A 17,590-nucleotide genomic window follows, 5' to 3' on the forward strand; every position below is an offset into this window, starting at 1 on the left:
GATGTTATCCCGGCGATTAGTTGAATTGAAAGTCGCCGCTAAAATGACTGGCTGGCAGCAACTGAGACTGCTATTAAAAAGGCAGGTGCAATCTTTATGACAAATCCCAACCTACTGGTTCTATGAACCAGTAGGTTGGGATTATTTAGGTAATATTTCTGCGGTGATTACGCAGAAGAATTATGATAAGGTAAAGGCTATGGCTTCTCTTGTATATTCGCCTTGAAGTATTCCTTGAACCAATTGGCATTATCGCCATTAGTTGTTTTTTTAATAGCGTCAGGAATTTGCGAATAGTTATCGTTAAAGTATTTTAAGGTTTTGTAGAACTGAGCCGGGTAGTATTGCAAGCTCAGGTTCGTTTCTTCACATTTGCCTACAAGTTCTGGTAGATTAATACCAGCATCTCTGAATTTTAAAGCGGTTATGCCTTTTGTTAGTCGTCTGAACTTTTTAACCAGTCCGGTATTCACATCAGCACTTTCTGTTTTGCTGTAATAAATACTTACCTCCTGCTGCTTCGCGCAACTGTTGCGTGGCAGTGGTATATTTACAGACAATTCTTTGCCATTATAGCTCCATGCTTTGCCATTAGGCTCGCCGGTGTAACTGATTTTTGTACCATTAACTACTATGTACTGTGGCATCTCGGCACCATACAGGCGCACGGTGTAAGTTCTGCTTTGTGGCATGCCTGCATATGCTCCTTTACGAGGCATAATTACAACTTTTTGCAGCCGACCGGGTAAATGCTTAGAAGTTACCTTGGTAACGGCGTAAGCATTGGCATAATCCTTACTGTTGCCTCCGTCTTCATAAATCTCAGTGGAACCGTCTGCTCCTGGGAATACATTGATGATATATTCATCAGCGTCATGAGTTAGGTTTTTTACCGGAGGATAAGTTGGCAGTATTGCACCTGCTTTTACATATATAGGATATTCTTCCAGGCCAAATACTCTCTCGCTGTTCTGGCCACCTTTTAACAGGGTGCCGGTTTGCCATTCAAACCAATCATTTCCGGCAGGCAGCCATACTTTTTTAGTAGATACGCCATTTTCCATCGGGCTTACAATAGGAGCGATCAGCAGATCATCGCCAAACATGTATTCTGATGAATTATCATAGGCATCTTTGGTTTCCGGATAGTCATAATACAAAGGTCGGCAAAGTGAAATACCTGTATCATAGGTTTTTCTGGCCATGGTATAGATATAGGGTGCCAATTGGTAACGCAACCGGATGGAATTGCTTAAGGCATCATAATACTCCCCTTTAAAGTTCCAGGCTTCCTTGTTGAGCGCAGCATCTTTAGATGAATGCGTTCTGAATATCGGGCTCAAAGCGCCGAATTGCATCCAGCGCACATATAGTTCGGGGTTAAGGGTCCTGTCGGGATTACGGCCAAACTGGTGGCCACCAATATCGTGGCTCCAGTAGCCATACAATACGTTAGAGGCGCTGCTGGTAAAATAAGGCTGGAAAGCCAGTGATTTCCAGGAAATAACAGCATCGCCCGAAAAGCCGATCTGGTAACGGTGATTACCCAGGCCACCCCAACGATGGTATAGCATAGAACGATTAGGTGAATTGCGCTCCATATCCGTAAAAAACACGTAGTTAAGCCACCATGTGTTGCTCAAATCCTGGATCTTTTTATCATTAGGCCATTGCTGCCAATCTAACCACCAAAAGCTAACGCCTTTCTTTTCCATCGGATGCAGTATAGTACTGAACAGTGCCTGCATATATTTTTTATCAGAGGCAATGAATGGAATATTGGGCTTACCTGTGGTATCAAAATTTAAGGTTTTGGCCATATCCTTATATGGTTGTTCAAATGGCGCTACGCCCGATGCGGGGTGCAGGTTCAAAGTTACCTTTAACTCCTTGTGTTGCATCCATTGCAAAAACTGATCAGGATCTGGAAACAATCTTTTGTTCCAGGTCCAGCCGGTCCATTGTTTTTCCTGGTCAAACACGTCGTGCTTTGTACGCAAGCTGTCGGTATAATGCCAGTCCATGTCTACTACAAATACATCTAGCGGTAATTTGTGCTGTTCAAAGTTGCCCACCACGTCACGTACCTCATTATCTGAATAGCTCCAATAGCGCGACCACCAGTAGCCAAATGCATAACGGGGCGGCAGTGGCACCTTACCTGCAATTTGCATGTAATCAAATAAAGCTTTCTTATACTGGCGTCCGTAGCCCAAAAAGTACAAATCCTGGTAACCGGCTCCTTCAGGGCGCTTTGTTACCCAAGGCCAGTCGCTATGGTCAAGAAGCAAGCTTTTAGAATCATCAATGAGTGTCCAGCCATCCGTTGCAAGCAGGCCGTCTTCTAGCTTAATTTTTTCTTTGCTCCAGATGTCTTCGTCGCCATCAAAGTTATCAAGCGTACGGTAGGTACCTTTAAGATTCCCGTTTTGCTTTGCTCCGGGTGCCCATGTAAAAGGGTGCCGGGCATCCAAAGATTTTACAGTAAGGTTCTGACTGGTAAACTTTCCTGATCCGGATTGATACCGGATTTCCAGTTCATCCGTTTTAATGACAAGCCAGCCATTATTTTTGGCAGAGGTAAAACGCGGCACCGGCAGGTTACGGTTAACTACCACAAAGCTTGCATTGTCAACAAACGATCCGTTGGGTGTCCATTCCATACGAACAAGGCGTGGCGTAAGTACCGTAAAGCGGGCCTGGCCCTCCTGAATTACAGCTTTAGGATTGGCCTTGGGTTGCGTGCCCGTTTGGGCAGTTGCAAAAAAGGCTGGTAAAATAAACAGCAAATGTATTAACGCAGCTTTGGTTAATGAGCATCGCATATAGGCAGCACGAAACATGTTATAGTGATTACTTAAGTGATGAATTTAGCAAGTGAATGATTGGTTTCCTCTGCAGGCGTGGTATCTTTACCTGATTGGTACACCGGCCATACAAACTCTGACAACGAAATAATAAATAATTAAAAAGGGAAGCTTTCCATTAGGGGTCAAAATATATTCAGCTTGTATCAATGTAGGTTCATACAAGGCAACATCAAACGATATAACTATTTTAGCCAACGTTATTATGGCAATCGGCTATAACAATGTAAATTTGCGGCCGCCAGTTATAAGCAGCAATGCTTTAAACCTAATAAACTACGGATATACGAATGGCCTAACCGCCTGTTGAACTATGCTAAAAAAGTTGATAGTAAGATTATCTTTCCTGTTGCTGATCATGCTATCCGGAGCTGCTGGCTTTACCCAATCTCTTTACTTTAAGCACTTTACAACCAACGACGGATTATCGCACAATACCGTCACAAGTATCTTTCAGGATAAAAAAGGTTTTCTTTGGATTGGAACCAAAGGCGGATTAAACCGGTTTGATGGCTCTACCTTTCGGAGGTTTAAAAACAAACACCAGGAGTTCGGTAATATTGGCGATGACCTGATCCAGTGTATTTGTGAGGATGTTTATGGAAACCTGTGGTTAGGCACAGGACGTGGCCTGCTGAAATTCAATCCCGAAACCGAAGATTTTGAAGAGCTCAATACAACAGCGAGCGGAAACATCAGCTCTATTGTAACCGATGGCAAGCAGTCCATTTGGTTTGTTTCGTCGGGCAGGCTTTACCAATACAACCTCACCACACGCGGGCTTACTGACCTGCATATAACTGCAAATTGCATAGGTATTGACAAGCAGCTGGTTTTATGGCTGGGTACGGAAGAAGGCACACTAAAGCGGTACAACCCAAATACGAAGAGCCAAGCTGAATTCCGGGTAATTGATGAAAAAGTACCTGTTAACGCAAGACGTATCGACAAGGTTCTGCCGACGGACGAAGGCATCATCCTGATTGGGACAATTAAGCTGGGCCTGATGAGTTATGACACCCGCTTAAATAAACCAAAAGCTTTATTAACACGCAACCCCGATCATACAGATATCACCATCAGAGACATTCTATCAGCCGGCGATCATCAGTTCTGGCTGGCTACGGAATCTGGTCTGTTTATTTATAACCTGAAAACAAACACAGCTGTAAACTTCAAAAAAGACCAGGACGATCCGTATGCCATTAATGATAATGCGATCTATTCTTTTTGCCAAGACACGCAGGGGGGCATATGGGTGGGCACTTACTTTGGTGGCTTAAATTATTACACGGCTAAAAATTCGAGATTTAAGAAATACTACCATACTGAAGGCAAAAACGCTATTGCAGGCAATGCCATCAGTGCAATTTGCGAGGATAGCAAAAGCAACATATGGTTAGGTACCGAGGACGCCGGCATAAGTAAAATTAATCTTCGTACCGGCGATATCAGGAATTACACCTCTAACGGTAAAATTAACGGATTAGGTTATCCGAACGTACATAGTTTAGTTATTAAGGATAACAAATTGTATATCGGCCTTTTTCATCACGGACTGGAAGTGATGGATGTGAATAGCGGACTGGTGACAGACAAATTTGAACAACTTGGCGGCCGGACCGGGGAGAACAGAAGCAACTTTGTATTGTGCCTGATGCAATCTAAAGCCGGCAAAATCTATCTCGGAACAATAGACATGCAATCCGGCTTGTACCTGTTTGATGAGCAGCGTAAAACCTTTACCAAAATAAACAAGGCAAACGACAGTAACCCGGTCTTTGCGATTGCAGAAGACAATCAGGGTGTGATGTGGCTGGGAAGCGAGAACAAGGGTATTTTTGGCTATAACCCTTTTACGAATAAATCAGTTCATATTCGGTTGGCAGCATCAACAAAGGCAGGTGCTGCCCTTGAGGAGCCCACTGTACATGATATATACGAAAGCAGCGACCATTGCTTGTGGTTAGCCACCGAAGGTGGCGGCGTTATACGGCTAAGCCAAGACCATAAAAGCCTTACCCGATACACCACACACAACGGCCTGCCCAGCAACTATGTGTACCGGATTTTGGAAGACAGCGAGAAGAATGTCTGGATGAGTTCTATTAACGGCTTGGTTAAGTTAAACCAGCGCACGGGTAAGATGACCACTTACATGCAAGAGAACGGGCTTCTTACCGACCAGTTCAATTATGGTGCCGCATTCAAGACTAAAGACGGTACGATGTACTTTGGTACGGTTAAAGGACTGGTATCATTTAACCCTCATGACTTTGCTTCAACGGTAAAAACACCTCCGGTTTATATCACAAACATAGAGGTCAATAACGAAGCGTTAGCTCCGGTTAGCCATGCAGAACCATTTCATCGCTCTATAGTATATGCTGATTCTATTACCCTCGGGCACCAGCAAAACAACCTTAATTTAGAGTTTGCCGCGCTGGATTATACAGCCCCAAAGGCTATTACTTATAGTTACATACTGCACGGTTTTAGCTCAGATTGGACCCACCTGGATAAAAACAGGAAGGTATATTTTACCGGCCTGCCTCCGGGGCATTACACCTTTGAGGTAAAGGCCCAAAGCAACATTGGTGAATGGATAAGCAGCGGCAAGAAAATCTATATAGAAATACGGCCACCGTTTTATAAAACGCAGGCTGCATTCCTTGCGTATATTTTGTTTACCTGTTTGTTAATTACTTATATCATATTTACCTACAGAAATTACCTCAACAACAAACATCAGCGCAAGCTCGAATTATTTGAATATGAAAAAGCCCAGGAGTTATATCAGGTAAAAATCAATTTCTTTACCAATATTGCCCATGAAATTAAAACCCCGCTAACTTTAATAAAACTGCCGGTAGATAAGATGTTGAATATGCCCGGTTTCCATGAACATGTCAGAGAAAATATTCTTATGATCAAAAAAAATACTGAGCGCCTGATTGAATTGACTAACCAACTACTTGATTTCCGCAGAATTGAAGGGCAAAAGCCTGGTTTAACCTTTGTAAAAGCTAATTTAAACAACCTGTTGCAGGATGCTTATAACGACTTTCAGCTACTGGCCCACGAGAAAGGACTTCGCTATAAGTTAGATCTTCCCCGCTATATTACCTTGCATGCGTCGCTGGACGTAGAGGCTTTTAAGAAGATACTTGTTAACCTGCTGTCGAACGCTGTGAAATATGCGGAAAGCGAAGTTACCGTCAGGATACTGCCCATTAACAGTGAAGACGAGTTATTCAGCATTGAGTTTAAAAACGATGGGGAGCTAATTCCGGCCAAATTTCATCAAAAGATATTCGAACCGTTTTTCAGAATTCATGAAAAAGAGCAGGGAAGCGGTATTGGTTTGTCTTTCGCGCTTTCATTAACCCTAATGCACAAGGGCACGCTAACGCTCGATACCACAAACCAGTTTAACATTTTCAAACTGAGCTTGCCCCTGTATCAGGATACGGAAGTTAGCCTTCCTCCTACCGAGCCGGATAACGCGGATATGCCAACCATACCAGACGATGCCGAACCGGCCCATGCGCCGGGAATGCCTGCGGTTCTGTTAGTTGAAGACAACCCCGACATCTTAAAGCAAATTGAACTGGAATTAAAAAATGACTATTCTGTTTACAAAGCCGGCAACGGAAGCGATGCCCTTAAACTTTTGGAAAAGCAATCGGTACAGCTGATCGTAAGTGATATTATGATGCCCGTTATGGATGGCATTGAACTTTGTAAACGCGTTAAAACAGACTTTGCCTATAGCCACATTCCTGTTATTTTGCTTACAGCAAAAACTTCGGTTGACGCAAAAATAGAAGGGTTAAGTACCGGGGCTGATGCCTATATAGAAAAGCCTTTCTCGATGCCCTTCCTGTATGCTCAAATCAGAAGCTTGTTAACCAACCGGAAACTTGTAAAGGAGCATCTGGCCCGGTCTCCGTTAAGCCAGATCAAAAGTGTTGCCTACTCCAAAGCCGACCTTGATTTCCTGGAAACACTTTCAGCAATAATCAACAACAGGCTTACCGACATTGACCTGAATGTAGAAACGCTATCGGAGCTGATGCATATGAGCCGGCCTACGCTTTACCGTAAAATTAAAGCACTAACGGATATAACGCCAAGTGAGTTTATAAATCTATTAAGGCTAAAGCGCTCTGCCGAGTTATTAGCAGAGGGGCAATATAAAATAAACCAGGTGGCTTACATTGTGGGATACACCTCCCCGGCAAACTTTACGCGCGATTTTCAAAAGCAGTTTGGCTTAACCCCTTCTGCTTACATCAAGCGTTAAACTCAACTAAGCATCCTGATTTTATAACAAAACATTACGCTGCCCTACCCCAGTTTAACATCCCGATAACGAAACTGCATTTTAATTTTGCCTGTTTTGGTTTCCATACTGCGCATTTTTTTCCGGTCAATTTTAGTGTCTTTACCCATAAAGTTCAGGGGGATCTTCAGCCGCTCGATAGCGAAAGCGGCTTCCACATTTTGTGGCAACGTTTGCCCCGGCTGGTATTGCATTTGTAATGTATAGGAGCCGTCTTTACGGGTATTGATCTCCGACTCGACAAGGTGCCGGGCTTTGGTATCCATATAAAGCACGGCCATTACCAGATCAGATTTACCATCAGTGGGTATAAGGTTAATGACCTTGAGCATTTTGCCACCGCGTGTGATAGTTCCGCGGTCAACAGTAATAAAGGGATGTTTAAAAAGCTCGTTCATTGAAAAATCGAGCCCACGCTTGGGTAGCATCACAAAATCTTTAGAGGCAAATTTCATTCCGCTTCCGTGCTGGTAGTTTACCTCCGCATTTTTGGTCGGCATTTGAATGAAAGGCACATCCAGGTTCAGCGTTACCATTGCCGAAAAATGTTGTACCGAATCCATGCGCTGCTTAATACGCAGTAAGTCGGCATCTATTTTCTGTGCATGTACCCAAAGTGCACACAGCATAAGTAATAACGTCATGAGTTTTCTCATCCTATATCTTTCTTTTGAAACAGCCATATGCCCAGTGCGGCAAAAGCCATTGTATACATCACTAACAGTAAATTATTAAAACCCAACTGATGCCAGTTCACCTCATAATTGAACAGTTGCTGCCAGGTATCCATCAGTTTGGGGAAAAACACCGCATCAACCTGAGCAGGCAAAAATTCTGCTTTGAGCAACAGATTGGTGATGATGAGGAACAGGGCGGATACAATCCATGTTTTGGCAGATTCTTGCATGAGGACGGCCAGCGTAACGCTTACCACGCTATAAAACACCATGGCTATGCTACCCGAACCAAAAGCCCAGCATATACGTTGAAATGCCTCCGGCGCTTTAAAAAAGTTCAAGGTACCCAAATATACCACCAAATCACCGTTGCCAAACAGGCTGTAGGCCAGTATAAAAGTGGTGACCATCATAAAAGCCATAACCAGCAAAGTAAAAACAATTGCAGCCAGGTATTTGGCCAGCATAAACTGCCACTTTTTTACAGCCTGCAGCATCACTGTCTGAACTGAATTATCTTTATATTCATCGGTAACCAGGCTGGATGTAACAATCATTAATATCAAAGGCACATTGAACCAAAGCGAGTTCAGCACAATGTACATAATGAGGTTACCGTTAAGCAGGGTGCCTTCAAAATAAAACGACTGCCGCAAATTGCTCAGCAGCAGGTCCAGTATTGCGCTCCCCTGGTAATAGGCGGTTATGAAAATCAGCAGTTCAATGATGGTCACAGCAGCTAAGGCATAATACGTTTTGCTTTGCCTGCGCAGTTTTAAAAATTCAGCGGATATTAATCCTCTCATATAGCATCATTGTTTACAAGCTGCTCCAGTGACAGCTCCGGTGTACAGGATGTAACCAGGGTACCTTCCTGAAAGAGGTCATTCAGTAACTTGGGCATATCGGCAGGGCGGCAACCTACCCGTACATCATTTAAGCCCCATTTAATATCATATCTTTTCAGCACCTCTGATGAGGACAGGCCCGGACCCGATAAACTGTAGTGACTAACATTCTCTTGGATCAACTGTTCAGTTGGTGCCGCCCGTACAATTTGCCCGTTATCCATTACGTAAAGGTAATGACAGCATTTGGTTAGCTCTGCCATTAGGTGCGACGACAACAGAATAGCCATATTCTCTTGCACAGCCAGCCGGGTAATCAGCTCAATAAGTGCAGCTACCCCGATTGGATCCAGCCCGGAAAAAGGCTCGTCCAGTACCAGGTATTCTGGCTGACCTAATAAGGCAATGCCAATACCCAGCCGTTGCTTCATACCCAGCGAAAAATTGCGTACAGGATCAGTACGATCCAGCGGCAGGCCCACCTTAATTAAAGTTTGCTCCGTAATCTCCCTGCTCAGCTTTGTGCCTGGCATGCCTGCAAAAATGCGGATATTATCAAATGCATTGAGGTACGGGTAAAGGCCGGGGCGCTCAATAATGCCCCCAACAGGTTTTAACCTGTTCGAGTTCACTGTTATGGAACCCGAATCTGGCTTTACCAAGCCGCAAAGTATTCGAAACAGCGTTGTTTTACCGGCACCATTTCGGCCCAACAGGCCGCATACCTGGCCTGGTTGCAATGTTATAGACACTTTGTTGAGCGCCAGGCGCGCACCATAAGTTTTAGTCAGTTCTTTTCCGCTCAGCATCAGGCAACCGTTTGTGCACCGAGTGCTCTGTAATCAAACTTAGATTTGTAATATTTTTCGGTAAATGTGCGCGACCAGTAATAACTTTTAAACATAAAAAGCGGATCCTTAATCATAAAATTTGGCACAAAGTGATACCACCTGACGCCCAGCCGGCGATAATAGCGCAACGTCTCTTGTTCCAGCCCCAATTCGCGGGCTGCAACCAGAAATGCGGTGCGCTGGCACTTAGAGCCGCTGTACAAGCGGGCAATTTTGGGTTTAAACCCTTGTACAAACAGGTAGTCTTTAATTCTTTTATAATTTTGATAGCGCGACCAGCTATCCATCAGCACCAAAAATATGTGGCTAAATGCAAACAGAACGCTGCCAAACCAGAATGTGCTGAGCCAAAGTTCTTCCTGCTCATAATAATGCCGGAACCTGTCCCAATAAAACCAGGATTCCACAACGAATAGCGCCGCAGAGTAATACAGCAGGCTTCCTACATTCCAGACGGATTGCAGAACAGGCGGTTGTTTGGGCAGCTGATGAACTTCGATCATGAACAAAAACAGTATAACGGAAAATAACCGAATTTATGCCGGGGTATGACACAAATTGTGTTAAAATCTTATTTCGGTACCTATATAGGAAAACCTGATAAACCAGACATTTAAGCCGACACCTTTACAGGTTTTAAATGGGAAGTTAACATTTTGTATGAGGATTGCAAAATTCACCCCTTTGCTGTAATGCGGCAATCAATTACTGACCCTGTTATAACCTATTGATTTCTTAAAGATTAAACTTATTTACAGCATAAGTTAAGTCACAACATATAAAAGGGTTAAATCACCTATTACCTTGTTTCTGAGTTTATTAATTGTAGTTTTGTGTACCGAAAGCTTATCACAACGATGAATATTTTAAAGAAAAAATCACTTTTTGCTGTTTTAATATTAACAGGTATTGCTACGCTATACTTTTCCTGCAAAAAGAATGATGCGATTATAGAAAAGACTGAAATCAATAAAAAAGACTTTGCCTTACAAATAGCTAAAAGCCTGTACGAAAGCTTTGCCCAGGATGGAAATAAGGCCAGCTTAGCTAAGAAAAACGCTTCTAACAGGCAAGCAACCAGCGCCTCACTATGCGGAACAACCCGCGATTCTATCGTTAATAGTCAGAAAACATTAACAGGTAACATCTCGGAGATAGCCAAAGGATACATTCAGTTCACCTACCTTTGCTTACCTAATACCACAGTGCCAAACAGCTACCACCTGAAGGATAGCATACACACCATCAGGGAATCGGCTGTGGCCAGGCAGGAATCAACCGTGAGAGAGGATTACGACGCCATTGGCACAGCATCTTCTTTCGGCGTGGTTTCCGTTACCGGCAAGCAGTTGTCTCACATTAATTACACTACCAAATCAGGCACACCGAAAGTGATAGATCAGTATAACGATTTCACTTTGCAAAACCTGCAAGTTATTTTTGGCGGCATTCAGCTTGGCCGTGTGCCGTTCACGGCAAAAGGTACTATCGATGGTACACCGTTTGATTTTCAGGGAACCGTTACCTTTAACTATGGCGTCAAAATCGTCGTGTCAATTTCGGGCGAAGGTTATATTGTGAACAGCGAAGACTGGACCATTACTGAAGGGGAATAACTCCTTAATACCCCTTCTTTTATTTAATATACTTACAGCGAAAGCTTACCTCATCAGGTAGGCTTTTGCTGTTTTATCGTTATCTATCCCCTGTTATAATTCACTTGGCTACCTGGAGAAAAGGCCGACACTTTGTCTTTCCGTTCCTAAGCCTATGTATTAAAGTTTGCCTTCGGCTGGCCTCCGTGGTACTTTAATCTGCTCCCCTGAAAAAACCGCAATACAAAATGATAAAAACCTGCTATAAGCAGGTAAAATGTTTAAGCTGACTATTTTATGTAATGGTTATTTTAAACGAATTGATAAGCGACGAAAAGTTACGTTATCAATAATTAGTTATTGCCAACTCAATTCGTTATCCATGCAGCAGCAAAAACAACTTTTTGGCCATCCGGTAGGCTTGTATGTACTTTTTATGACGGAACTGTGGGAACGGTTCAGCTACTACGGCATGCGGGCCATTCTGGTGCTTTTTATGGTTACATCCAGCACCAAAAATCCGGGGTTCGGGTGGACGGAAAGCAAAGCCCTTGAGGTGTACGGCACCTATACCTTTTTGGTTTACTTTTTTAATGTACCAGGTGGCATTATTGCCGATAAGTGGCTGGGGCAAAAACGCGCTGCTATGCTGGGCGGCATATTGCTGGTAGCTGGGCATAGTATATTAGCCCTGGCTTCTGTATGGGCATTTTATACCGGGTTGGCCTTTATCATTATGGGTGTTGGGTGCCTGAAAGCCAACGTATCTACCATGGTTGGCGAGTTGTATGCAAAAGGCGATGCCCGTCGGGATAAGGGCTTTTCGATCTTCTACATCGGTATTAATATTGGTGGTTTCATTGCTCCGCTGATGGTTGGCTATGTAGGTGAGGTTTACGGCTGGCATTACGGCTTCGGGTTGGCCGGTATTGGCATGACCTTCGGGTTAATCATTTTTGCCTTAGGGCAAAAATACCTTAAAGGCATTGGCAACACAGCCCAAAATGCCACCCCTGAAAAAATTGCTGCCCGTAATACAAGCTTAAGCAAAACAGACAAAGACCGGATGATAGTTATTGCTGTTACCTGTTTGTTGATTGTTTTGTTTTGGAGCGCTTATGAACAAGCCGGCGGCCTGATGAACCTGTATGCCGAACAAAAGACCAATCGCAGGCTTGCCTTTACCAATTGGACCGTACCAGCTTCCTGGTTTCAGTCAGTCACTTCATTTTTTATCATCCTGCTGGCAGCTCCCATCGCAGCCTTTTGGTATTGGTGGAAAAGAAAAGGGCGTGAAGCATCAGCTATCTTCAAAATGGCCTTGGGCATCATGATTATGGGCTGGGGGTTCTTATTCATGGTGGCTGCCGCTTACCAGTATAAGGCGGATGGCTCTTCTGCAATGTACTGGCTTGTATTAGCTTATTTTTTACATACCGTAGGCGAACTTTGTGCATCGCCGGTTGCGCTATCATTTATTACCAAACTGGCCCCGGCCAGGTATTGTTCCAGCATGATGGGCATATACTTTGCTGCAACGGGTTTGGGCAATTATGTAGCCGGCTGGTTAGGTATATGGTCGCGCTCGGCAGGCGAACTGCAGTTATTTGCCGGTATTGCCGTGGCCTGCACGCTGGCCGGTATACTGGTTATAGCTTTTCTGCCTGCTTTTAAACGGCTTTGCCATGGTGCCGAGAATGATTTAACGACAGATAGCACTCCTGCAGACGCCACCTTGCAAATCCAAATTACTAAACCTGCCCCTTTTTAATAAAAACGGGCGACTAAACTTTTAACGCTTAGCCGCCCGCCTGCTTATTGATTTGTAAAATCGCTATTTGACAATAGCGGCTGTTATATAGTACATCTTTGTGATAGCAGCCGTATCAAACAACATCTCATTACCGGCTTTCAAAGCAATAGTTTTCCATGTAGTACCCGGATATATTTTCAGCGCCGGCTGCGAACCATTGGTTAGATTTAGCGGCAGATTGAAGCCTGATATGCAGTTAGTCCAACGGTAGCTCACCTTGGTGCGGTTGGTGTTAAAGCGTAGTTCAAGTGCCGGTAACTGTGTGGTTTGCAGATATTGTTTAAATACCTTGCTATAATCAAAACCCGCCTTGGCAGATATATAATCTTCAATCTGTTTGGCAGTAACCGTTTGGTGATAAAAAGTTTTATTTAACCCGCGCATTATGCCCCTGAAAAGCTCATCGTTACCTATGCTATGGCGAATAGCGTGCAACATATTGCCCCCTTTCGGATACATATCGCCGCTGCCCTGGTCATTCACCCCATAAGCCGGAATGATGGGACTATCATTATGGATACCTTTACGGGTACCTTCATTATAAGCGTTTGCCGCATCTTTACCGAAAATATAGTCAACATACAAAGTTTCGGAGTAATTGGTGAAGCTTTCGTGTATCCACATATCGGCCAAATCTTTACTGGTGATGTTGTTACCAAACCATTCATGGCCACTCTCGTGTACGATAATAAAATCCCACTTCAGTCCCCAACCGGTTCCTGACCCATCGCGCAGGCGATAACCCGGTTTGTACCAATTGCCATACGCCACGGCACTTTGATGCTCCATACCGGTATGCGGCACATCAACCAGTTTATAGCCGTCTTCATAAAAAGGGTAAGCACCAAACCAATGCTCAAATGCTTTCAGCATCTGGTGTACTTCGTGCGGCATATACGTTTTCGCCTTTGGCAAATTATAATCCAACACCCAGTAGTTAAGATCAAGCTTACCTTTCTCCCCGGCATAAGTTTCACCGAAGTGTACATACTTGCCTATATAGGGAATGATATCATAATTGTTGATCGGATTGCTGACTGACCATTTGTAGGTAGCTGTACCATCGGCGTTTTTTACTTGTGATTGCAGGCGACCGTTGCCCACAGCCACCAGTGTATCAGGCACAATCATGGATAATGACGCACCGCGATCCGGCTCGTCCGACTGGTGGTCTTTACAAGGATACCATATCGAGGCCCCAAGTCCCTGGCAAGTTACCGTCATCCAGGGCCGCTTCAACGAATCCTGGTTAAATGACCAGCCGCCACTCCAAGGTGGCCGGGTACTTTCGTGTGGCTTACCCGAAAAATAAACAGTCACAACATGTTCCGATCCTTTACTTTGCTGCTGTGGTACCTGCACATGCCAGGCATTACCATCGCGGCTGTATTTAAGCGCAACCTTTTTATCCAGTAATATGCTATCAATATTCAGCGGCTCTTGCAAGTCAATTTGCATTGCAGGCACATGCTGTGTGTTCAGCACTTTATAGGTAATGATGTTTTGCCCTGATGTTGTTTTAGCGATATAATCGGGTTTTACGGTGATGTCATAACGCTGTACATCCCACCAGGCACGTTCGGGCGTGATACTGCCGCGCAGTGTATCGGCACGGGTAAAAGTTTTCGGCTTTGCTTCCTGTGCTTGCGAGCAAGCCGCAGTTAGCATTAAAAGAGTAAATATTTGATATAACTTATTCATAATGTAATTTAGCAGCTGTGGCGTTTACTTCCTCTCAGCTAACGTAAGCTGAGTTATTGTCTTTTTAAGCGGTATTGCAAAAGCACCTCTTTGTTGACTAAAAGACTTTGTCAACCCATATTTTTTTCCACCAGTTAAAGCCGTCGGCTGTTGAATGTGCAGATATGCTACCGGCGTATAAGCATCAGCAGCATTTAGGCTGATTTGCAATTGACGGGTTTTAGTATTGTAAGACGCACTTTTGAACGTCCCGGCATCCAGGGTAAGCCATAAACCCAATGGTGCGATATATAACTGTGATTGGGCAGCTGTAGTAACATTCACCTTCACCCAACTGCCGTTAAGTTCCAAATTACCACCAAAGGCCAGCCAACCCAATTCTTTATCGTGTGTAAGATAAGTTGCTGTGTTTACGGCATAGCCAAAAAAGTTGGAACCATAGTCGCCCGACAGGCCGTCTATTTTAAGCGTAGACGGAAAAGAGTGGAATGCTGCCGAACCAAAACCATCTTGCGTAATGTTAGAAATAGCACCCAGTGTACCACCATATCCTACACGGAGTAAATAAGTATCCTCAGGATGGTTTCTATACTCGCTCAGTACAGGGATAGCATTCAGCCCCGAGCCATAATGATGCAGTTGCCGCTCTACCCGCTGCAACTTGCCACCGTATAAAAAATCCCAGTACCGGCGCGCGGAGCCATTGTAGCCCCAGTGTGGCACCGTAGGCATATAAGCTAAGATAGCGTTCATCGTTACAGCAGCTTTATCGCCGTAACCGAAATATTTTGACCAGAGGTAAACCTCTTCCTGCCCGGTCGAATCCCAAGGCATTTCGCTGCCGAAAGGATATTGCAATGTACGCCAGTGGTTAGCGCGGGCCTTCATGGCATTTTCCAACTGGTTAGCCAGTGTAAACCATCCTTCGGCCTTTAAATCCATTAGTATCAGGTAAAATACCGTACCCTCCATTTGGCCAAACTGCGCATAGTAAGGTGCCAGCTTAACCATTGCCATTGAGGTATTATACGCCTTGTCCAGATACCATTGCCAGTTTTGTTCGGTAACCAAACCGGTATGATTACGGGCCAGCCGATACAGCGCCCAGTGAGCCGCAGCTACATGCGGATAGTTATAAGACCGGCCCACATCATTGGCATCCTTATGGCTCCAGGCCGCCCACGTTTTGTAGTTGATGGCTGTATTGTAAGTACCTGCCGGCATTTCATCAGGCTGGTAATAAAACAGGCTCTTTTTTACGCCGTATTTTTCCTTACCCTCACTATGCTGTAATTTTCCCCATAGGGTGTTGTTTACGAATTGTTGCAGCCTAGATACCTCTTGTTTATCGGGTTGCAATAATTCTTTCATCATAGCGCCCAGCCAACCACCAGCACCGCCTTCATCACTTAATCCGGCTATCCATGCCCGGCTATCTTGCGTCACCTGCTCGCCCTTTTCGTAATCGTAGCTGATAACCGAAGGTGAACGACCAAAAGGATCGGACTTATCATTAAACCACTGTTTTTGGGTCAGGAACCGGCCATAATCCTTAACAACTTCTTTTTCGGCCTTAATTACTTTGTAACTAATAGTTTGGCACAAGCCATCGTTGTAAGTGATGCTTAATCTTGCCCGCCCCCATTGGTTGCCTTTAACCTCATAAATGGCATAACCATTGGCAGCTTTACCTTTGGGCTGTAAGGTAAGCGCCCTCTGCGGCTCTACCTGTATCGATTTCACTTTTTCTTTATAACTTAAAAACAGTTGTGCGTTTACATCCTGCGGCAAAATATAGCCCGGCACTCCAATAGCTACAGGCCGGTTACTTTCGGCCAGTTTACGCTCAATACTTTTAACCGAACTGGCCAATAGAAATTGCAAAGCGTACTCCCGCACTTCGCCTGGCTTTAACATGTAAGAAGAGGTGGGCGTATTCCAGGGTTCGGCATCTTTCCACTCCTTATCTGCATATGCCCGGCTATAAATTGTCCATTCATGAAAACCCTCAAAGGTGATTCCTCTTGGCGTAGGGTCGTCCAGCAAAGGGTTATAAGCCTCTAATGATGCGTTTTTATAGGGTACTACCAAAAGTACCGGCCCATGTCCGCTTAAGCGGGTTACCTGCAGGTAGCCTGCATCTTTACCAATATAAGGGTCATAAAAAACATTGCCAGCATGCGCTTCTTCAAGCGATTTGCCTTCCATTATGTTATTAAACACCATAGGTATGCCTAAGGCTCCTATCTCCAACGCTTGCTGCGTTTTGTTTTGAAGCACAAAGCGCAACACCAGGTGATGATCACGTACCTCCCAATAGCGCTGCACAAGCAACGGCGCATCCTGCGGTAAGGTACCGGTCAAATCGGCCGCTGCTAATACCGGTGCGGTCGCAGCTATGGCCGTAACTGTCCCTCGTTTAGCGGCGGTTGAGTAACTTTTCCAATCTGTGGTACCGCCTGATCTTACTTTGAAAGTGATATCACCTAAATGGTACATGCCATCTTTGCTACGCAATTCCAACCTTTCACCAGGTGTGAAATCAAACTTATTTTCGCTGTTAGGATTTAGTGCAGCTACAGTTTGCGAAGCCTTTACTAGCTTTAGTTGAAAATCCGGCGTATTGAAAGCCATTAGTCCGCTGTCTAAACCGAGGGTTGATGGCTTTGCGGCTAATGCATCCCAGGGTGATTGTGCAAAAGCGGTGGGTGTGCCAAGCCAGGCAACGAGCAACATTAGCACATAACCGTATTTTTTATTGAAACAGATTTTCTTCATTTTGCATAGTATCTGATAGAAAGCTTTCGTGTAATATCAGCCGGGGCATCAATTGACCACTGTAAGCATAAAGCGGCATGCCGCCGCGAGAAACGATATTTTAAAATTTACTGAG

10 protein-coding genes are annotated in these 17,590 nt (G+C 44.4%); 3 read left to right on the top strand and 7 right to left on the bottom strand.

The window, feature by feature from the left end; translation table 11 throughout:
• Nucleotides 1-197: 197 nt before the first annotated feature.
• Nucleotides 198-2,843: a glycoside hydrolase family 31 protein gene (locus tag KHS38_RS20350; protein ID WP_213490445.1), complete on the bottom strand. Its 2,646-nt coding sequence runs from the start codon at nucleotides 2,841-2,843 to the stop codon at nucleotides 198-200.
• 337 nt (nucleotides 2,844-3,180) lie between these two features.
• Between KHS38_RS20350 and KHS38_RS20355 the strand changes: the two genes are divergently transcribed.
• The gene (locus KHS38_RS20355) at nucleotides 3,181-7,173 is read left to right on the top strand and encodes a hybrid sensor histidine kinase/response regulator transcription factor (RefSeq protein WP_213490447.1); all 3,993 of its coding nucleotides are present in this window, start codon (nucleotides 3,181-3,183) and stop codon (nucleotides 7,171-7,173) included.
• A 44-nt stretch (nucleotides 7,174-7,217) separates the two neighbouring features.
• Here KHS38_RS20355 and KHS38_RS20360 read toward each other — a convergent pair whose 3' ends face one another.
• From KHS38_RS20360 to KHS38_RS20375, 4 genes are read right to left on the bottom strand one after another with little or no spacing between them, the layout of a single operon-like run.
• Nucleotides 7,218-7,856, bottom strand: a complete 639-nt coding sequence (locus KHS38_RS20360; RefSeq protein WP_249665501.1) for a hypothetical protein — start codon at nucleotides 7,854-7,856, stop codon at nucleotides 7,218-7,220.
• A gap of 8 nt (nucleotides 7,857-7,864) precedes the next feature.
• Nucleotides 7,865-8,695 carry an ABC transporter permease gene (locus tag KHS38_RS20365; RefSeq protein WP_213490451.1) on the bottom strand — a complete coding sequence of 277 codons (831 nt, stop codon included), beginning with the start codon at nucleotides 8,693-8,695 and terminating at the stop codon, nucleotides 7,865-7,867.
• Nucleotides 8,692-9,546, bottom strand: a complete 855-nt coding sequence (locus tag KHS38_RS20370; RefSeq protein WP_213490453.1) for an ABC transporter ATP-binding protein — start codon at nucleotides 9,544-9,546, stop codon at nucleotides 8,692-8,694. The genes KHS38_RS20365 and KHS38_RS20370 overlap by 4 nt, the downstream gene beginning before the upstream one ends.
• Complete coding sequence (locus KHS38_RS20375) at nucleotides 9,546-10,091, bottom strand: hypothetical protein (protein ID WP_213490455.1); 546 nt, start codon at nucleotides 10,089-10,091, stop codon at nucleotides 9,546-9,548. Before KHS38_RS20375 ends, KHS38_RS20370 begins: the two co-directional genes overlap by 1 nt.
• Before the next feature lie 354 nt (nucleotides 10,092-10,445).
• Between KHS38_RS20375 and KHS38_RS20380 the strand changes: the two genes are divergently transcribed.
• Both KHS38_RS20380 and KHS38_RS20385 read left to right on the top strand, forming a co-directional pair.
• Nucleotides 10,446-11,204 (top strand): hypothetical protein, encoded by a 759-nt coding sequence (locus KHS38_RS20380; protein ID WP_213490457.1) that lies wholly within the window; start codon nucleotides 10,446-10,448, stop codon nucleotides 11,202-11,204.
• A gap of 361 nt (nucleotides 11,205-11,565) precedes the next feature.
• Complete coding sequence (locus KHS38_RS20385; protein WP_213490459.1) at nucleotides 11,566-12,954, top strand: peptide MFS transporter; 1,389 nt, start codon at nucleotides 11,566-11,568, stop codon at nucleotides 12,952-12,954.
• Between the two features lie 63 nt (nucleotides 12,955-13,017).
• On the opposite strand, the gene KHS38_RS20390 is transcribed toward KHS38_RS20385, so the two are convergent.
• Together KHS38_RS20390 and KHS38_RS20395 are read right to left on the bottom strand one after the other, a co-directional pair.
• Nucleotides 13,018-14,697 (bottom strand): M1 family metallopeptidase, encoded by a 1,680-nt coding sequence (locus tag KHS38_RS20390; protein WP_213490461.1) that lies wholly within the window; start codon nucleotides 14,695-14,697, stop codon nucleotides 13,018-13,020.
• A gap of 24 nt (nucleotides 14,698-14,721) precedes the next feature.
• A complete protein-coding gene (locus KHS38_RS20395; RefSeq protein ID WP_213490463.1) occupies nucleotides 14,722-17,475 on the bottom strand; it encodes a DUF5695 domain-containing protein in 2,754 nt (917 codons plus the stop codon).
• Between the last annotated feature and the right edge of the window lie 115 nt (nucleotides 17,476-17,590).

The sequence above is a fragment of the Mucilaginibacter sp. Bleaf8 genome (genome assembly GCF_018390515.1).
Classification (GTDB): Bacteria; Bacteroidota; Bacteroidia; order Sphingobacteriales; family Sphingobacteriaceae; genus Mucilaginibacter.

Coding starts and splice junctions, on each gene's coding strand:
- KHS38_RS20350 (WP_213490445.1), bottom strand. CDS start 2,843: ATGTTTCGTGCTGCCTATATGCGATGCTCATTAACCAAAGCTGCGTTA.
- KHS38_RS20355 (WP_213490447.1), top strand. CDS start 3,181: ATGCTAAAAAAGTTGATAGTAAGATTATCTTTCCTGTTGCTGATCATG.
- KHS38_RS20360 (WP_249665501.1), bottom strand. CDS start 7,856: ATGACGTTATTACTTATGCTGTGTGCACTTTGGGTACATGCACAGAAA.
- KHS38_RS20365 (WP_213490451.1), bottom strand. CDS start 8,695: ATGAGAGGATTAATATCCGCTGAATTTTTAAAACTGCGCAGGCAAAGC.
- KHS38_RS20370 (WP_213490453.1), bottom strand. CDS start 9,546: ATGCTGAGCGGAAAAGAACTGACTAAAACTTATGGTGCGCGCCTGGCG.
- KHS38_RS20375 (WP_213490455.1), bottom strand. CDS start 10,091: ATGATCGAAGTTCATCAGCTGCCCAAACAACCGCCTGTTCTGCAATCC.
- KHS38_RS20380 (WP_213490457.1), top strand. CDS start 10,446: ATGAATATTTTAAAGAAAAAATCACTTTTTGCTGTTTTAATATTAACA.
- KHS38_RS20385 (WP_213490459.1), top strand. CDS start 11,566: ATGCAGCAGCAAAAACAACTTTTTGGCCATCCGGTAGGCTTGTATGTA.
- KHS38_RS20390 (WP_213490461.1), bottom strand. CDS start 14,697: ATGAATAAGTTATATCAAATATTTACTCTTTTAATGCTAACTGCGGCT.
- KHS38_RS20395 (WP_213490463.1), bottom strand. CDS start 17,475: ATGAAGAAAATCTGTTTCAATAAAAAATACGGTTATGTGCTAATGTTG.